The organism is Acidipila sp. EB88, assembly GCF_003858395.1.
Lineage (GTDB): Bacteria > Acidobacteriota > Terriglobia > Terriglobales > Acidobacteriaceae > EB88.
Genome location: NZ_QWEV01000005.1, coordinates 3629214 through 3646426 on the forward strand (window position 1 = coordinate 3629214; position 17213 = coordinate 3646426).

A 17213-nucleotide genomic window follows, 5' to 3' on the forward strand; every position below is an offset into this window, starting at 1 on the left:
CATGATGGTCCGGCCGTCGACGGCGGGCGTTTTAGCCGTTGCACTGCGGCAATGAGCGAGTAGCGAGCGCTCCGAGCGGCCGGGCATTGCGCCGCCGGTATGCTCGGCTTCGGATCGCTACTGCATACCTCGCTAGACTCACTTCATCCACGCGTTCTGCAGCAACCAGGCCTGCACTGCCTTCGTGAGGACACCGTGCCGCAGGTCCACTTCGCTATTCCGCTGCTTCTGGGTCCCTGGCACCGTGCGCTCACACTGCCTGGCCTGTTTCGCCTGCTGGTTCTCGGGCTGCCGTGGCTGGTTTCCTGTGCGTGGCTGCTGCGGACGCTTGAGGCCTTGGCGTATTCGCACCGCATACCTGATCTGGTGCGGCTCCCGGAGCCCGCGCCATTCGCTCCTTCCACCGAGCCACTACTCAGCGTGATTGTTCCGGCCTGCAACGAGGAAGCCGCGATCGCGGCTACGATCCACTCGCTGCTTGCGAGCCGGGGCGTGCCGTTGCAGATCATCGCGGTGAATGATCGTTCCACTGACCAAACCGGGAGCATCCTGGACTCGATCGTGGACTCGATTGCCGCTACGCGGGCGGCGCCCCGCGCGCACTCGCCCGATGCGGAGCAAAGCGCTGCAGATGTGGGGCCGCATACGTTCGAGGTGCTGCACATTTACACGCTTCCGGAAGGCTGGCTTGGCAAGCCGCACGCGCTGGCACAGGGCTTCGCGCGCGCCCGTGCACCCCTGCTGCTGTTCACCGATGCCGACATCCTCTACCGGGCTGACGCACTGTTGCGGTGTGTCGCGTTCTTTCAGCAGCAGCAACTGGATCACCTCGCGTTCGCGGCGACCCCTGTTTCCGAAACGGTGGGCGAGCGCATGGTGATCGGCGCCTTGCAGGCTATTGGCGTGTGGTCGCTGCGGCTTTGGAAGATCAGCGACCCAAGAGCCAAGGATTCCGTTGGCGTCGGTTCGTTCACGCTGGTTCGACGGGAGGCTTACCTGCAGGTGGGCGGCTGGGACCGGTTGCGTTTGGAGGTGCTGGAAGACCTGCGTTTCGGATGGGAGATCAAACGGAGGCACCATCTGCATCAGCAGTTCGCGACCGGCCGGGACCTGCTGCGATTGCGCTGGGCTGTGGGGGCGCTGGGGCTGGCGAATAACCTCACCAAGAATGGCTTCGCCTTGTTCCGCTACCGGCTTGTCCCGGCGCTCCTGGCCGTGGTTTCGCTGTGCGTGATGGTGTTTGCGCCCATTGCCGCGCTGTTCGGGCCGCCGGCGACGCGTTGGTCGTTCGCGCCGTTTGCGCTGGCGCTGCTGCTGCTGTACCGGCGCGACCTGGGCAAGACCGGCAACAGTGTCGGGTACGCTCTGCTTTTCCCATTCGGCGCGCTGGTGTTTGTCTACGCCATCCTGCGCTCCATTTGCCTGACGCTCGTGCGTGGCGGCGTGGAGTGGCGCGGCACGCTGTACCCGCTGGCGACGCTGCGCAGGGAAGCCGGGCCGCTCCGGTAAGCGGGTGCAAGCGCTGGACGCGCCAGTGCCGCGCCATTGCTCCCGGCTTCACGTGCCCTTAAGCTTGCCGAGTTACCGTGCATAAAGCTGTACTCGGGGATGCCGGCCGGAGCGTCTATGACTGCAAAGCAAAGCGCACCCAGCGCAGGCAGTTTGCCCCCGAGCAGATCAGGAGACCAGATGAAGCGTGTGCATACACCTCAGATGGATGTGCGGTACTGGGCGGCCATCACGCTTGCCAGTGTGTTTGGAACCAACATGGGCGACCTGTATGCCCATAAAAGCGGGCTTGGGATTGGCATGGGCCTGGTGGTGCTGGCGCTGCTGGCAGCCGCCGTGTTCCTGCTTGAGCGCTTCGACGATCATCGGCGTGAGATTTACTACTGGTTGGTGATCCTGCTGATTCGGACCGGGGCCACCAATATTGCTGACTACTCTGCCTATCGCCTGCGCGTGCCCGGCCTGCCGCTTACGCTGGGGACGGCAGCGCTGATCGGGCTCTTCGGCTGGATGAGTTCACGTCGTGCGCGCGGCCCGGAACACACCCCCGGCCTGCCGGGAACCAACGCGGCGTACTGGCTCGCCATGCTGAGTGCCGGGATCTTTGGCACGGTGCTTGGCGACATTTGCGAGCATGCGTTTGGAGAGGGCTTTGCCGCGCTCGCCCTCGGGGCGATCCTGCTGCTGGCGCTGCTGGCGGGGTACCGCCGGGCTGCGCAGTGGGCAGTGGGGTACTGGAGCATCATTGCGGTGGCTCGCACCACCGGTACCGCGATAGGCGACTGGGTTGCCGAAAACAAGATCATCCCAATCGGGCTTCCGCTTGCGACCCTGTTGAGCGCGACCGCGTTTGTGCTTGTGCTGCTTGCCTGGGGCCGGGGCGACAAAGGAGCTGGTCGGCTCGAAGCGGACGGGAACAGAGCGTAGCGGGATGAAGAACGACCCCGCGCGCAGCGCCACCCGACTGGCGCGAACGCGCTAATGCTCGGGATAACCCGCGAAGACGCTGGTGTTCTTGTGCTTGCGCGCGCTCAGGGCAGGGTCTCGAAACGCGGTGGCGCCGCTGCCCGCCGCGAAGCCGCTGATCAGCTCGGGGTTGGGGCGGAACTTTTCCGGACCATCATGCAATTGCCGGGCGTGACTCAACAGCATAATGGACTCGCCTCTCAGCGCGTGCACCGTGCCGCGTACGTGTACATCCTGCTCCTTGAGTCCGTCGATGGGGCCAACGTCGTTGCGGTCTGCTGCCATGCTGACTACCGTGAAGCGGCAGCCTTCCATGGATGTTCCAGGGCGGCACACGTCGAGGTAGCGCGTGCCGTCCTCGGCTGTGACCACGTCATACACGTGCGCTGCAAGGCAGATCTCCTTGCCTGCCATCGCAGCGGCATCCTCCGGCGCATAACAGCGCCGCGTTCCTGCGAGGCAGGCCGTGGCCGCCAGCGCTGGACCGATCGCAAACAAGGCAAAGAGCCGCAAAGGGGACATAGAGACACCACAAAGTCAGGATGAGGTGCCAACAGCCTAGCCTGCGGGTCAGCGGCACGCCAGAGTACGGGCGTCATGGTGCTTTGGGGGGATCTGCTGCGTGGTGCTAGGGGATGCGTGTGGCGGCCCGGTGTGACCGAGCGACCGCATAGGAGTGATCGCGTCGGCCCCAAGACTGGGATAACTGCCGCAACATCGGCAGTCTTGAGGCTGCCATCGTCCGAACAGGTAGAGGCGCGGCCCAGACCCGCGGGGCTTCAGCGCTGCCGCAAAGCAGGGAAGCCCCGTACCGCCCGGTTAGTGCACTTCCACCAGCTGCGAACTTTCGGCTGCTGCTGCGCCATAGTGCGTCCGCACATACTCGTCGAGGATGCGCTGGAAGTCGGTCACGATGGTGTCGCCGCGCAGCGTGGTCACGAGCTTGCCGTCGACATACACGGGGGCCTTCGGCTCCTCAAATGTGCCGGGCAGCGAGATGCCGATGTTGGCGTGTTTGGACTCGCCGGGACCGTTGACGATGCAGCCCATGACCGCTAGCTTCATCTCTTCGACGCCCGGGTACTGCTCGCGCCAGGCCGGCATGGAGACGCGCAGGTAGTCCTGGATCTGCTCGGCAAGCTGCTGGAAGAAGGTGCTGGTGGTGCGGCCACACCCCGGGCATGCCGTGACCTGCGGGGTAAACGAACGGATCGAAAGCGATTGCAGGATCTGCTGCGCGCACAGCACTTCTTCACTGCGGTCGCCACCCGGCTTGGGCGTGAGCGAGACCCGAATGGTGTCGCCGATGCCGGCAAGCAGCAAGGGTGCGAGGCCGGCAGCCGAAGCAACGATACCCTTGACACCCATGCCAGCCTCGGTGAGCCCCAGGTGCAGCGGGTAGTCGCAGCGCGCGGCAAGCATCGTGTAGACGTCGATCAGGTCGCGTACGCCGGAGACCTTGGCGCTCAGGATGATCTGGTCATGGCGCAGGCCGTAACGCTCGGCGGCCTCGGCGGAGGAAAGGGCCGAGACAAGCATGGCCTCGATCATGACGTCGCGGGCGGGCAGCGGCTGCGGGAGGCGGCTGTTCTGATCCATCATCGTGGTCAGCAGGGCCTGGTCGAGCGAACCCCAGTTGACACCGATACGCACCGGCTTCTGGTTGCGCACCGCGCACTCGATCATGGTGCGGAAGTTGTCGTCGTTCTTGCGACCGATCGAGACATTGCCGGGATTGATGCGGTATTTCGCGAGCGCCTGGGCGCATGCCGGGTATTTGTTCAGCAGCAGGTGCCCGTTGTAGTGAAAGTCGCCTACGATCGGGGTCTGCAACCCGAGCTTGTCGAGCCCTTCCACGATGTAGGGAACGGCCTGCGCTGCTTCGTCATTGTTGACGGTGACGCGCACAATCTCGGAGCCGGCAGCCGCCAGGGAGGCGATCTGGTCGATGCTGCCCTGCACATCGGCAGTGTCCGTATTGGTCATGGACTGCACCACGACCGGAACGTCGGAACCCATGCGCACGTTGCCGATGGTCGCGGTCACTGTTTTTCTGCGGTAGATCTCAGGCATAGGACCTCACCCGGATTTTACAGGAGACAGGGGTGGCGGGAGTGTGAAACGACGTGCGCGCAGGCAGGAGTCAGCCTGCGGAACTACTGCTCGGGTGTGGGAGCCTTGCCGTTCTTGCCCGCCTCATCCTTGTGCGCTGCGAAGTAGGTTTCTTCCTCGGCCAGGGTCTTTTGCGCCTGCTCTGCCATGGACTGCGCCGCCAGCAGGGCAGTCGTGCGGGCAAAGTCGTAGGTGTGGTCAGGAGGCGGTGCCTTCAGCACCGCCTCCCACTTGCCGCTGCTGTCGACCAGCGGGCGCAGCGCCTTGCGAATATCTGCCCTGTCGCCATGGTAAGTCTCTACATTTTCGGAGAGTTCGTCAGTGAGCCGGGTGAACTCTTCAAAGCGGGCCCGCAACTCGGCAGGCCTGCTGTTCTCAGTACTGCTCGGAGTTAACTCCTTGATTGCCGAAGCCCGTTCATTCACAAACTTCAAGTAAAGCTTTATGCGATCTACCGGGCGGTCGCCCAGCTCACGGACCTGGTCCACTTGTCCGCTGGAAAGGGGATCATGTGCCCGCTGAAGGGCGAACGCCGGAGTCAGCATGCTGCCGAGCATGCTTGCCATCACCAGCGTCGTCCTTGCCTTGCGGTCGTTCATCTATTCCTCGGAGCGGGCGTTCAGATCGCCTGCCGCGAATCGACAGCCTAGAGCGTGGCTGCTGCGCTGAGATCGACCGGCACCCTGCAACCGGTGCGGCTGCTTTCGCGCGCGAGCTCGATGATGCGCGCCACAGACCAGGCGGCGCCGACGCCAACTTCAAGCGGAGCCGTTCCGCAGATAGCGTTGCGCACATTCTCGTAGTACTTGCGGTAGTCGCCGGGCAGAGTGCGGATCACTTCCGGACTGCTGTCAGGCAGCGTGAGTGTGCCCCATGCGCTGGCGGCCTCGGTTCCGAAGGCATGGTCTGCGAACCGGGCGCCTTCACGCAACGCGTCTTCCTGCGGGTCGAGTCCCCATTTCTCGTAGGTCGCCCGGGTTCCGTGCAGTGTGAATCGTGCGCCCGGGCTGGCGGCCACCATAGTGGAGCGCAGCCAGACGCGCAGCGCCCGCAGCTCCTTACGGGGCGAGTCTTCGTAAGTAAGCTGGATGTCGTGAGAGTCGTCGACCTCGACATTAGGGCGGCTGATGCGGACGTCCGCCCACAGGCTGGTAGGCGCCCCGAACAGGCATAACGCCTGATCGATCAGGTGGGGGCCAAGATCAAACAGGATGCCTCCACCGGCGGCTTCTGTTTCGCGCCAGGCTCCGGGTTTTGGCTCCAGCCGGAACCGGTCGAAATGAGACTCGAAGAGCACCGGGTCGCCGATACGCCCGCTGTCGAGAAGCTCACGCAACGTCTGGAAGTCGCCGTCCCAGCGGCGGTTCTGGTAGGCCGACAGCACGACTTTCGCGTCGCGCGCAACCTGTCCCAGAGCGGCAGTGTCGGCGCTGCTCAGGGCCAGCGGCTTGTCCACAACAACGTGCCTGCCAGCGCGCATGCACTGCTCCGCGATGCGGCAGTGCGTGTCATTGGGAGTCGCCACAACGCAGAGCCGGATGGATGGATCTTGCAGCATTTCTTCGACAGAGGACACGATGCGCGCGCCGGGATACCTGGCGGCGGCGGTCTTGCCGGACCGTTCCACGATGGCTGCGACTTCCATTCCGGGTGTCTCATTGATCACGGCAGCGTGGAACACCTGCCCGGCCAGTCCAAAACCAACAACGCCTGCCTTGATTGTCTCGCTCATCATTCTTCCCAAGCCCTATTGAGGTCGAACCCATTCCAGCGCTAACGTGATTCGCGCGTCAAGAAAAAGAAAGGGCGGCCCATAGGGTCGCCCTTTCTTTGCACCGATAAACCTTACTGCACGTCGCCAGCCTCGAGGTGCGACTCGAGGAAGTAAAGCTGCTCTTCGGCCTCGACCACGAGCTGCTTGAAGAAGTCGGAGCTGGGCTCATCGCCGATCTCGTCGATCTTGTCGGAAGCTTCACGAAGCTCCTGGCAGTAGCAACCCAGGGCATTGGCAAGTGCGTTGACGTGATCCATGCCGCTGGTCAGGGTAGTGTCGTACTCCGGGATTGGCGAAGAGTTCGCCGACTGACGGACCGTGCCATTTGCCACGCCACCCAGCTGGGTGAGGCGCTCGGCGATCTGATCGATTTGCGGGAAGATGGCGTCCGCAACGCTGTCGAATACCAGGTGAAGCTGGTAGAAGTTCACACCCTTGACGTTCCAGTGGGCGAACTTGGCCTGCGAGTACATGTCAAGGGATGCCGCGAGGCGCTCCTGCATGACGGCAACCGTCTTGGTCTTCTGCTCATCCGTGAGCGCAACGCGATTGTGGTACATCTTGCTGTTGATCTTGGTGGCCGGGCCGGGTACGCCTGCACCCTGCTTCTTTGCCGGCATTTCCTTTATGCTGTTCGACGCCATGTGTCTCTCCTCATGTACAACGGTTGATCCTGAATACCGAACGCTTTGCGAGATCCATCCCGGTTGTTCCGCGGGGGCCATCTCGTCATTGCGCAACAAGCAGTAGGATGCGCAATGCTGCGCGGGGTTACCCCGCACTCCACAGCCTTTCTTGAGCGGTCTCGGCAGCTTGCCAGTGGTCTGCCGCAGACGGGTACAATCGACCCATGAACTGGCACCTGTACAACCGCGAACCGAGCCGCGCATCGCACCGGACGTCACTGCTCCTGCTAGCTGGCCTTGCGTGCGGCTGTTTCTTTGTATCGTCTGCCCTGCACGCGCAGGACCAGAAGCGCGGGCGCAAATACAAGGAGCCGCCCCCGGTCGCACACATCGCTATCAGCGTGGTGCGCGCCTCCAATGGCAAGCCCGTTGAGAATGCAGCCGTGATCTTCCATACCTTCCACGAAGGCAAGGACCAGGGCAACATGGAAGTCAAGACGAACGAGGATGGCAAGGCCGTTCTGGACGTCATCCCGATCGGCGACGAGGTGCAGGTGCAGGTGTTCAAGGCCGGCTACCAGACCTACGGCGAGAGCTTCACCAACGACCTGGCAGCGCGCGATCTCGAGATCAAGGTGAAGCCGCCCACAGGGCAGTACTCCATCTACCAGAAGGGGCCGCTCGAAGGCAACGCGCAGCAGTCGGTGACGCCGCAGCCTACGCAAAGCAGCGCCAAGACGACCAAAACACCGAACTAGTGGGAACGGAACAAACGGGTGGATCTAGTCGCGGTCTGCGGCGACCTCGGTGATCAGCACCTGGTGTTCGCAGACCGTCAGTGGCCGCGGGATGATCACAGGGCTGCTCGGGATGCCGGGTGCGCTGATGGCGATCCGGCTGGCCATCGTGCAGGATGGACCGCTGGTCCATCCAAGCTGAAAGCTGGCTGCTCCATTGGGCACGAGCAACACGTAGGGAGAAGGCGCGGCTTCCACCTCGCCGGAGACCAGGCTGGCCGATGTTGCCGCGCCCTGGGGAGCCGTGCTGAGTGACGCAGCCAGCACGCCCTCGGACACTCTCCGGATCTCGATGGAACCAAGGACCGAGCTATCGGCGGCGAGCAGCGCAATGGCCGGAAATCCACGCAGGCGACACGCATCTCCGGCGTTTTGCAGGGTCAACTGGAGCCGGTGCCTGCTGCCATTTGCCTCGGCTCGCGTTTCGAAGAGGTTAAGCTGCGTGGCCGCGCATGGCGGCACGTCATCTACATCGAGCAGTGGCTGCCGGGCTACCAGCTTCGGGGCCGACGCCGGCATCGTGAACGGTGCATTTGGATTCGCCACGTTGCGCCGTTGGTGCGAGTCTGCTTCTCCCTGTTGCGACGGGGCGATGCGATATGCCGTGGGCGAAAGTTGCGCGTCATTGCAGCCTGCCAGCAGGAGCATGGCGAAGCCGGTGATGGCCAGGAGTCGTGGTCGCAGGGCTTCTCGCCGGGACATAGATGGGCCGCCGGGAGCGCTCATCTCGCCCTGCGGAGGCTCGACCGACGCCGGGCCGGTGCGTGCAGTGGCGCTGTAAACCACCCTGGCCGGGAAGGGAAGGACGCCAGGCGAGACATAGCGGACGGTGCGAAAAGATCAAACTGCATGCATTCTCCTCCCGTCGTGGTCAGGGCGTAAGTTCCCGGGGATAGCAGGTAAGAAGCACTAAGTGACAACTTAGTTGCTCGAGGGACTTACTTAAGCAACTTTGAGCGAGCCGGTTCAAGCCGGGGTATGCCGAGGGCGCCCATCGGACTCTCCGCAACGGCGCTGTAAGATTCAGAGATGTCGTTAGCAAGCACTGAGCCTTTGATACTCAAGAGCCGCCCACTGCAGGGGAGGCGGGTCCTGGTAACCGGGGCTGCCAAGCGGATCGGTGCGGGCATCGCCCGGTGCCTGGCCGAAGCCGGCGCGGACATTGCCATCACCTACCATCACTCCCGCGCCGACGCCGAGCAGCTGGCCGAGCAGCTCGAAAGCCTGGGCGTGCGGACGGCCGCGATTGCGTGCGATCTGCACGAGCCTGCACAGATCACCGCGGCGGTCGCTGGTGCAGCGCGGGCGCTTGCCGGCTCCGGGCAGGAGCGGCTTGACCTGCTGGTCAACAATGCCGGAGCCTTCGAAACCGCGGACCTTGAGCACGTATCCGTGGCGCAGTGGGATGCCATGTTCCAGACCAACACCCGGGCACCGCTGCTGGTGGCACAGGCGGCGCTTCCTTTCCTGCGCGTGGAGGGCGGCCGCATCCTCAACATCGGCTCGCTGGGCGGGCTCCATCCGTGGGCGACACACGGGCACTACTGCGCGTCCAAGGCTGCGCTGCACATGTTGACGCAAACCATGGCCAAGGCCTGGGCCCCGGAGGTCGCAGTGAACTGCGTGGCGCCGGGCATGATCGTGACGGGTGCGGAGGCGGAGGAAGGCTATGCACACTTCCTGCAGAAGACGCCGATGCAGCGTAATGGGCGGGTCGGGGATGTGGCGGAGGTCGTGCTCTACCTGGCCTCGGCAACCATGTTCCTGACCGGGCAGATTATTGCCGTGGATGGTGGGCTGGGGCTTTAGGGAGCGGGCGGCTGCGGGGTGACCGCAGCCGCCCTTGGGCTGGCTCAGCCGAACAGCCGCTTCAGGAAGCTGTTTTTGCGGAACGTGACAAGCTGGCCCTGGCTGGCGTCGGGATCGAGGTCAAGCGCTTCGGGCTGCTCGGGCCAGTCCTCGCTGCGGAACACCGCCATGGGGTTGTGGATGCAGAGCCGCTCGGCAGTGGACTGCCCGTAGTGCTTGCGCAGAAACTCGAATCCCTGGCTCATGATCGGCGCGCGCGACTCGACGTTGTGCGCATCGGTGGCGAGAAAGTGAACCCAGTTGCGCTTGAGCATCTTCTCAGCCGTTGCCTGCGCGGTGCGTCCGAACCGGCCCGAAAGGCTGGAGGCGGTGACCTGGACCAGGGCGCCGTCGCGGATCCAGGCTGCCAGTTTCTCGGGGTGGCGCTGCAGAACGGGGTTGCGCTCGGGGTGGGTGATGATGGGGCGCTGCTTCACCATGGTCAGCTCATACAGGCTGTCGGTTGCCGTCTCCGAGATGTGGGAGTCGGCAAACTCGACCAGCACATACTTGCCGCCGTTGATGCTGTACCGGCCGACGTTGTCGAGCGCGTCTTGGATGTTGTCGTAGGACATGTGAAAGTCGCAGCCGAGCCCCAGCGTTACCTTGCCGTTGATGCGCGCGCGAAGCTCGTTCAGCAGGGCTTCGTTGCGCTCGCGGCTATAGGTGAAGCGGTCATTGGCATGCGGGGTGCAAACGATGTGAGTGATGCCGTCGCTTGCCGCCATCTCGGCCATCTTCACCGAGGTTTCCATGTTGGGGGAGCCGTCGTCCAAGCCTGGCAATAAGTGGTGATGGATATCGATCATGCGTCCTCGCTACCTCGCGACAGAGTGCGATCCTTCCAGGGCGTTTACCAGGGAGCGGAAGATACCGAAGCCATCCGCGGAACCCAGCAGGGCTTCGCTGGAGCGGTCCGGATGCGGCATCATTCCGAGCACATTGCGACCTGCGTTTAAAACTCCAGCGATGTTATCAAGGGATCCGTTGGGATTGCTTGAAGAATCGAACTCGCCGGCTGCATTGCAGTAGCGGAAGGCTACGCGGTTCTCGGTGTGCAGCTCCTGCAGCGTCGCCTCGTCACAGAAGTAGTTGCCTTCCATGTGGCCGACCGGGATCTGCAGAACCTCGCCCTTCGTGAGCTGGTTGGTGAACAGGGTGTCGGTGGTTTCGACCCGCAGGTGCACCTGCCGGCAGACATACTTCAGGCCCGCATTGCGCAGCAGGGCGCCAGGCAGGAGCCCACTCTCGCACAGGATCTGAAAACCGTTGCAGATGCCCAGCACGGGGCCGCCCGCCTCGGCAAAGCGCTTGACGGACTGCATCACGGGAGAAAAGCGCGCGATGGCGCCGGTGCGCAGGTAATCTCCATAGGCAAAGCCACCCGGGACCAGAATGGCGTCCGCGCCTGCGAGGGAAGGGGAGTCGTGCCAGAGCATCTCCACCGGTTGTGCGGCAATGGCGGAGAGCACATGCGCTGTGTCCTGGTCGCAGTTGGAGCCGGGAAAGACAAGAACGCCGAACTTCATGGCCATAGCCTAGCAGCTTTTCCCGGCTGCCAAGCTCGCGGGGCGGCAACCGGTGCCATCCTTCCGGCGGAATTTGCCTTCCTAGTAGCCGACGCCTCACCCTGGAACCGCTCCTATGGCAGATCTTGGCAACCCACCTGATCGATCGCGTTCGTCGCTGCAGCCCGGGCCGAGCGTTGCACCACCCGGCAACCCGGTGCGTAAAGCCGGGCATGCGCTGGCTCAGTGGTGGCGGGCTGCCACGCTGGAAGCGCTGTGTGTCGGCATCCTCTGGGGGATCGGACTGCTGCTGCTGCACGTGCCACTGGCACCGATGTGGGCGCTGCTGGCTGCCTTTGTTTCCTTTATTCCTCACTTCGGCGGAGTGATCAGCCTGATTGGGCCGGTGCTGGCTATCTGCTTCTCAGGGCATGACATGTACCGCCTGGGCTTGTTGCTCGGGCTCTACGGGGTCATCGTGATCCTGGACCAACTGGTGCTCCAGCCATACCTGCTGCACCGCACCACGCGCGTGCCGGTGTGGGCGTCGCTGCTGGTGCCTATCGCGCTGGGCATCGTGATCCCGTTCTGGGGTGTGCTGCTCGCGCCGCCGCTGCTGGCTGTTTTTTATGCATTTCGCAAGCCCGCTGCCTGAACAGCCGGGATATGACGGGCGGCCCTTTGCAGCGCCCGCGCGGTGAGGCGCATCTTGTAACGCATGGAATATAGACAGCTCGGCTACTCCGGCCTCAAGGTACCGGTCCTCGCCCTTGGCGTTGCTACGTTTGGCGGCGCGACAGAATTTTTCAAGACATGGGGCTCCACACAGGTTGAGGAAGCACGCAGGCTTGTGGACATCTGCCTGGAAGAGGGTGCCAACCTTTTCGATACGGCTAATGTGTACTCCAGGGGTGCCGCCGAAGAGATTCTCGGGAAAGCCATGGAAGGGCGACGCCACGAGGTGTTGCTTTCGACTAAGGCCACGTTCCCGATGGGTGACGGCCCGAACGATCTTGGCTCATCCAGGCACCACCTGATTGAGCAGTGCCACGCCAGCCTCCGGCGCCTGGGTACGGATTACATCGACATTTACCACATGCATGGTTTCGACGCGGCCACGCCCGTCGAAGAGACGCTGGAGACCTTGGACACGCTGGTGAAGCAGGGGAAGATTCGCTACATCGCCGCGTCCAACTTCTCCGGATGGCACCTGATGAAGTCGCTTGCCGCGAGTGAAAAGCACTCCTGGCAGCGCTACGTCGCGCATCAGGTTTCGTACTCGCTTGTGACGCGCGACTACGAATGGGAACTGCTACCGCTGGGGCTGGACCAGAAAGTCGGCGCACTGGTGTGGAGCCCGCTGGGATGGGGACGCCTGACTGGCAGGATCCGTCGCGATCAACCGATTCCTCCGGATTCGCGCCTGGGCAAGGGCGGCGAGGTGGGCGGCCCCATGGTCGATAACGAGTACCTGTACAAGGTGGTGGAGGTGCTGGACGAGGTGGCGGCCGAGACCGGCAAGTCCGTCGCACAGATCTCGCTGAACTGGTTGATTTCGCGGCCTACCGTGTCGAGCATCATCTTCGGCGCCCGCAATGAGGAGCAGCTTCGCTCGAACTTCGGCGCGCTGGGCTGGTCGCTGACCCCGGAGCAGATCGCGCGGTTGGACGCCGCCAGTGAGCTTCCGGTGCCTTACCCCTACTGGCACCAGGCGCAATTTCCAGCGCTGGCTTCGCGCCCGAAACTCGGTTCAAAGTAGGTTCGCTGCTTGCCGTGTCGGCCAAGAGAACGTCTCGTTTCTCCGGCCGCGCGGCGCACGCCGGCAGCATCGCCAAGCGCTTGGCGGCTGGTATACTGAGCCGTTGCGGAAGGTTGCGTGGCGCGACCGCGCAGCCTGCACCGCCCGACTGTATCTCCAGAAAAGATGAGGGTTTTCCATGTCCGGCCATTCCAAATGGGCGACTATCAAGCACAAGAAGGGCGCACTCGACGCCAAGCGCGGGAAAGCATTCACCCGTTTGATCAAGGAAGTCACCATGGCGGCGCGCCAGGGCGGCGGGGACCCGGACGGTAATCCACGACTGCGCACCGCAATTCTCGCGGCCAAGGCCGAGAACATGCCGGCCGACAACATCAAGCGCGCCATCCAGCGCGGCACCGGCGAAATCCCCGGCCTGACGTATGAAGAGATCTCGTTCGAAGGCTATGGCCCGGGTGGCGTGGCCTTGATCGTCGATTGCACCACGGACAACCGCAACCGCGCGGTCAGCGAAATCCGCCACACCCTTTCAAAGAACGGTGGCAACCTGGGCGAACCAAACTCTGTCCGCTTCATGTTCTCGAAGAAGGGGCTGATTGTTGTCGACAAGGCTGCGGCTGACGAAGAAAAGCTGATGGCGCTGGCGCTTGATGCCGGGGCCGACGACATGTCGGACGAGGGAGATAGCTGGGAGATCACGACCGACCCGTCTGTGTACGAGACGGTGGCACAGGCGGTGCGCGACGCCAAGATCGAAACGCTTGCCTCGGAGATCACCATGGTGGCTTCCACCTACACCAAGCTGGAAGGTGCGCCGGCAGCACAGATGATGCGCCTGCTAGAAGCACTGGAAGACCACGACGACGTGCAGAACGTGTACTCGAACTTCGACATGGACGAGGAACTCGAGGAAGCAGCGCGCTAGCCCGCTTGTGTTAAGGGTGGGCAATGACATCGCCTGAGTGGTAGCCGTTCGGGTGTGATTCTGCCCCGGGTGGCTACTCTCAGGCCGATCGTCCGGCCTAGAGGCTCGCTCACCCTGCTCGTGAAAACGCCGGTCAATGCCAAGGCTGCCCGGTGCCCTGCGGCTAGGGTGGCTGCCTGTTAGGTATCGCTGCAAAGCTGGATAACCTAAACCTCCAAGCTCGTGTTTGTTCTTTCTGGAGATCATGAAACAACTATCTGCTGCACTTTTCTGCTTGCTGGTTCCTGGCATCGCAGCCGCCCAGGGATCCGGCACACCCGCTCCGGCCAACCATGCTCCTGCTTCGGCTGCCCTAGCGACCGATCCATGGGAATATGGCGTCTTCTTCGGAGGCGGCTTCGGTGTGGGCGACCGCTCGGACTTCTCCTTTACCAATGCCGGTGTGCGCGTGGGCAAGGTGTTGACCAATCAGTATCTGCCTGGTTTTCTGCGGGGGCAGTTCGAATATGCTGCCGACTTTATGCCGTACTGGCAGTCGTTTACGCCCGCACCCAGTGTGCGCGCAACCACCTACACGTTCGACGGGCAGACCGGCTCCGTGCCGTTGCCATACGGGGGCGGCACCTTCACCGGGCTCAGCATCACGCCGATCATCCTGCGCTGGGACTTGAAACCCACGAAGCGCATCGCTCCATATTTGCAGGGTGCGGGCGGACTGATCTGGACGAACCACAAGTATCCGCCAGACGTGCTGGTGCCGGAAGGTACCTCGGGCGGCACAAGCGTGTGGAACTTCACGCCGCAGTTCGGCGTGGGGCTGCACTACTTTGTTCGGGACAGGCAGGCAATTGATCTGCAGGCTTCGGCGGTGCATATTTCCAGTGCGAGCCTGGGCGACCGCAACCCGGGCGTGAATGCGAGTGTGCAGTTTCAGATCGGCTACTCCTGGTGGAAGTAGCGGGCTGGTAACAGCGTGTGCTGCGGGGCAGCGTCGGTAGCTGTTGCCCGGCTCCCCAGCCGCGGCTGCCGGCAGGGCGGCGCGGGGTAGAGCAGGGCACTCCTTGGAAGCTGTGGCAAGAGGCTCGTGCGGCAAGACAGGGAGGCCACATGATTGAACCGTCGGCAGCACAGCCGCATGCACCCGGTGCAAGCGACGCAAACTGGGTGGCCTCCGTCCCCAACTTCGCGGAAGGCCGGGATCGCCTGGTGGTGCACGCGATCCTGGCCGCGATGCAACTGCCCGGGGTGCTCCTGCTGGACTACCTGCTGGATGCGGGTCGCAACCGTTCCGTGATCACGATCGCCGGGCCGTCCACGGCCGTGTGGGAAGCAGTGGTGCGGGCCGCGGGCGTGGCGACCGACCGCATCGACCTGACACGGCAGGTGGGGTCCCATCCGCGCATCGGTGCAACCGACGTGATCCCGTTTGTTCCCGTTGGCGCAGTCGCCCTGCTGCCGTGCGTCCTGTTGGCCAGGGAAGCCGCGGCTGCGCTGTGGCAGCGCTACCATGTGCCGGCGTACCTGTACGAGGCCGCGGCCAGCCGTCCCGACCGCGTGTTGCTCGAGGACGTGCGCCGGGGGCAGTTTGAAGGGCTGCGCGAGGCTGTTCTGCGCGACCCGGGGCGTCGTCCGGATGTGGGTGGGCCTGGGCTGCATCCGTCTGCCGGGGCCACCGCGGTGGGTGCCAGGCGCGCCCTGATCGAGTACAACATCGCGCTCGACACGGCCGATCTTGCCCCCGCGCGCGCCATCGCGAAAGCGGTACGCGGACAGAGCAGCGGCCTCGGCGTCAGGGCGCTTGCCCTGCTCTCTGAAGGCCGGGCGCAGGTCACCCTTGGCATCCCCGACCACCGGCAAAGCAGCGTCGGCGTGGTGCATGCAGCGGTTGAAGAAGCTGCCCGCAAGCACCGGACCTCCATCCTGTTCGGCGAGATCATCGGACTTCTGCCCGAGGCAGCCTATGAGGAGTCGAGCGCGTGGGTGGCCGGGCTTCGTGGTTTTCGGGCGGAGGAACACATCCTGGAGCGGCGTTTGAAGAATCCTCTGGCGTGGCCTGCGACGTTGCTAGAACGGGACGCCCCGTTACCCCCGGAAACGCGGCACCCATGAAGTGTGGGTTGGAACGTCTAAGATAAGGATTTAGAAATTCGGAGCGCGACGTCTCCGTTTGTCGAGGAAGCTGCTTATGTTCTGTTTTGTTCGTTCCACCCGGTTGCGCACTTCGCTGGCGCTGGCATGCCTTGCTGCCGCGGTTGCCGCGATTCCACCCGCCCATGCAGCGCAGTTGAGCACGGATGCGCAGGGCGCCATTCCCAAGGATGTGCAGCAGCTGATCGTGGTGGATTACCGCGCCATGCAGAACTCGCAGGCGGCCATGGACCTGAAGGCGCGCGTGATGCCGCCGGAGCTGAAGGAGTTGGAAAAGGCGCTGGTGGCCTCCGGCATCGATGACAACCACGACGTCGAGGAGCTGGCGTTTGCGTCCTTCCACACGGACCCGAACAGTGATTCATCCAAGATCGTGGGCGTGGCCCAGGGCCAGTTCTCAGTCCCGGACATTCTGGCAGGCTTCCGCAAGCGCAAGGTCAAGGTACAGATGCTGCGCGCCAACAAGATGTATCCCATGGCCGGCAGTGGCATGCTGGTGTGCTTCGTAAACCCAACAACGATGGTGTTTGGCTCATCGGACGCGATCAAGTACGCGCTGAACGCGCGGGATGGTTTTGCGCCGAGCATGCTGGCCAACCAGCCGCTGATGCAGCAGGTGAGCCTGGTGGACACGGAGCCGTTGTGGAGCGTGCTGGACGGCAAGGGCACGCAGCTGATGATGCGCAGCGTGATGGGACAGGCAGCGCAGCTGGCCGATTTCGAGTCGGTGCGCAAGCGGCTGATCAGCTCGCGGTACAGCATGAACTTCAACAATGGCGTGAAGTTCAACCTGGCCGTGGTCACACCGGACACGTTCACCGCAGCCACGATGTCGAGCATGATGAATGCGGGCGCGATGTACGAGAAGATGAGCGGCACGTCGACCGAGAAGCAGGCGATTGACGGTACCGACATCTCGTCCAACGCGGGCACGCTGAACGTGAACTTCAACGCTTCGGACAGTGAGTTCGGCACGCTGCTGCACTCTTCACTGTTCCAAAGCGTGGTGCACTAGGGCGTATTCAGAAGGCTGTTTTTGAGCGAAAACAGGGTGTTTTCGGTGCGCATTTGGGTGCGCAGTGCAAAACACGATTTTATAAATATGCACTGATTTCGCGGTTGGTGCATAAGTATGCACCAAATAACGCGCCATTCGCATAATGCAATTTTTGTGACTGCATAATTATGCGTGTCACAGGATTTGTCGTTTGCGGCTAAGATGGCGCGTGCGCGGACGGCCC

At 63.2% G+C, this 17213-nt stretch carries 18 protein-coding genes; 10 read left to right on the forward strand and 8 right to left on the reverse strand.

Annotated elements, in window-relative coordinates:
• Positions 1–195 precede the first annotated feature (195 nt).
• Both D1Y84_RS15325 and D1Y84_RS15330 read left to right on the forward strand, forming a co-directional pair.
• The gene (locus tag D1Y84_RS15325) at positions 196–1509 is read left to right on the forward strand and encodes a glycosyltransferase family 2 protein (RefSeq protein ID WP_158615508.1); all 1314 of its coding nucleotides are present in this window, start codon (positions 196–198) and stop codon (positions 1507–1509) included.
• Positions 1510–1689: 180 nt separating this feature from the next.
• Positions 1690–2436, forward strand: a complete 747-nt coding sequence (locus D1Y84_RS15330) for a hypothetical protein (protein WP_158615509.1) — start codon at positions 1690–1692, stop codon at positions 2434–2436.
• 51 nt (positions 2437–2487) lie between these two features.
• On the opposite strand, the gene D1Y84_RS15335 is transcribed toward D1Y84_RS15330, so the two are convergent.
• From D1Y84_RS15335 to dps, 5 genes are all read right to left on the reverse strand, one after another.
• Positions 2488–2997, reverse strand: coding sequence for a hypothetical protein (locus D1Y84_RS15335; RefSeq protein WP_124849463.1), 510 nt, complete (start codon positions 2995–2997; stop codon positions 2488–2490).
• 297 nt (positions 2998–3294) lie between these two features.
• On the reverse strand, positions 3295–4548 hold the full coding sequence (ispG, locus tag D1Y84_RS15340; RefSeq protein WP_124849464.1) for a flavodoxin-dependent (E)-4-hydroxy-3-methylbut-2-enyl-diphosphate synthase: 1254 nt from the start codon (positions 4546–4548) through the stop codon (positions 3295–3297).
• Positions 4549–4631: 83 nt separating this feature from the next.
• Positions 4632–5186, reverse strand: coding sequence for a hypothetical protein (locus D1Y84_RS15345; protein WP_124849465.1), 555 nt, complete (start codon positions 5184–5186; stop codon positions 4632–4634).
• A gap of 47 nt (positions 5187–5233) precedes the next feature.
• Entirely contained in the window at positions 5234–6319 is a 1086-nt protein-coding gene (locus tag D1Y84_RS15350) for a Gfo/Idh/MocA family oxidoreductase (RefSeq protein ID WP_158615510.1), read from the reverse strand.
• A 113-nt stretch (positions 6320–6432) separates the two neighbouring features.
• Positions 6433–7005 (reverse strand): DNA starvation/stationary phase protection protein Dps, encoded by a 573-nt coding sequence (gene dps / locus D1Y84_RS15355; RefSeq protein ID WP_158615511.1) that lies wholly within the window; start codon positions 7003–7005, stop codon positions 6433–6435.
• Between the two features lie 206 nt (positions 7006–7211).
• Between dps and D1Y84_RS15360 the strand changes: the two genes are divergently transcribed.
• On the forward strand, positions 7212–7745 hold the full coding sequence (locus tag D1Y84_RS15360) for a carboxypeptidase-like regulatory domain-containing protein (RefSeq protein ID WP_124849468.1): 534 nt from the start codon (positions 7212–7214) through the stop codon (positions 7743–7745).
• Positions 7746–7769: 24 nt separating this feature from the next.
• On the opposite strand, the gene D1Y84_RS15365 is transcribed toward D1Y84_RS15360, so the two are convergent.
• On the reverse strand, positions 7770–8486 hold the full coding sequence (locus D1Y84_RS15365) for a DUF4232 domain-containing protein (protein WP_158615512.1): 717 nt from the start codon (positions 8484–8486) through the stop codon (positions 7770–7772).
• A gap of 327 nt (positions 8487–8813) precedes the next feature.
• Between D1Y84_RS15365 and D1Y84_RS15370 the strand changes: the two genes are divergently transcribed.
• Positions 8814–9593, forward strand: coding sequence for an SDR family NAD(P)-dependent oxidoreductase (locus D1Y84_RS15370; RefSeq protein ID WP_124849470.1), 780 nt, complete (start codon positions 8814–8816; stop codon positions 9591–9593).
• 44 nt (positions 9594–9637) lie between these two features.
• On the opposite strand, the gene D1Y84_RS15375 is transcribed toward D1Y84_RS15370, so the two are convergent.
• Both D1Y84_RS15375 and purQ read right to left on the reverse strand, forming a co-directional pair.
• Entirely contained in the window at positions 9638–10441 is an 804-nt protein-coding gene (locus D1Y84_RS15375; RefSeq protein ID WP_199726425.1) for a tyrosine-protein phosphatase, read from the reverse strand.
• 9 nt (positions 10442–10450) lie between these two features.
• A complete protein-coding gene (purQ, locus tag D1Y84_RS15380; RefSeq protein WP_199726426.1) occupies positions 10451–11161 on the reverse strand; it encodes a phosphoribosylformylglycinamidine synthase subunit PurQ in 711 nt (236 codons plus the stop codon).
• Positions 11162–11276: 115 nt separating this feature from the next.
• Here purQ and D1Y84_RS15385 point away from each other — a divergent pair, with 115 nt between their 5' ends.
• The 6 genes from D1Y84_RS15385 (at position 11277) to D1Y84_RS15410 (ending at position 16987) form a co-directional block, all read left to right on the forward strand.
• Complete coding sequence (locus tag D1Y84_RS15385) at positions 11277–11795, forward strand: AI-2E family transporter (protein WP_124849472.1); 519 nt, start codon at positions 11277–11279, stop codon at positions 11793–11795.
• Between the two features lie 63 nt (positions 11796–11858).
• The gene (locus D1Y84_RS15390; protein WP_124849473.1) at positions 11859–12899 is read left to right on the forward strand and encodes an aldo/keto reductase; all 1041 of its coding nucleotides are present in this window, start codon (positions 11859–11861) and stop codon (positions 12897–12899) included.
• Positions 12900–13077: 178 nt separating this feature from the next.
• Entirely contained in the window at positions 13078–13824 is a 747-nt protein-coding gene (locus tag D1Y84_RS15395; protein WP_124849474.1) for a YebC/PmpR family DNA-binding transcriptional regulator, read from the forward strand.
• 244 nt (positions 13825–14068) lie between these two features.
• A complete protein-coding gene (locus D1Y84_RS15400; protein WP_124849475.1) occupies positions 14069–14782 on the forward strand; it encodes an acyloxyacyl hydrolase in 714 nt (237 codons plus the stop codon).
• Between the two features lie 149 nt (positions 14783–14931).
• Positions 14932–15933: a glutamate formimidoyltransferase gene (ftcD, locus tag D1Y84_RS15405; protein ID WP_124849476.1), complete on the forward strand. Its 1002-nt coding sequence runs from the start codon at positions 14932–14934 to the stop codon at positions 15931–15933.
• A 76-nt stretch (positions 15934–16009) separates the two neighbouring features.
• Complete coding sequence (locus D1Y84_RS15410) at positions 16010–16987, forward strand: hypothetical protein (protein ID WP_124849477.1); 978 nt, start codon at positions 16010–16012, stop codon at positions 16985–16987.
• Positions 16988–17213 lie beyond the last annotated feature (226 nt).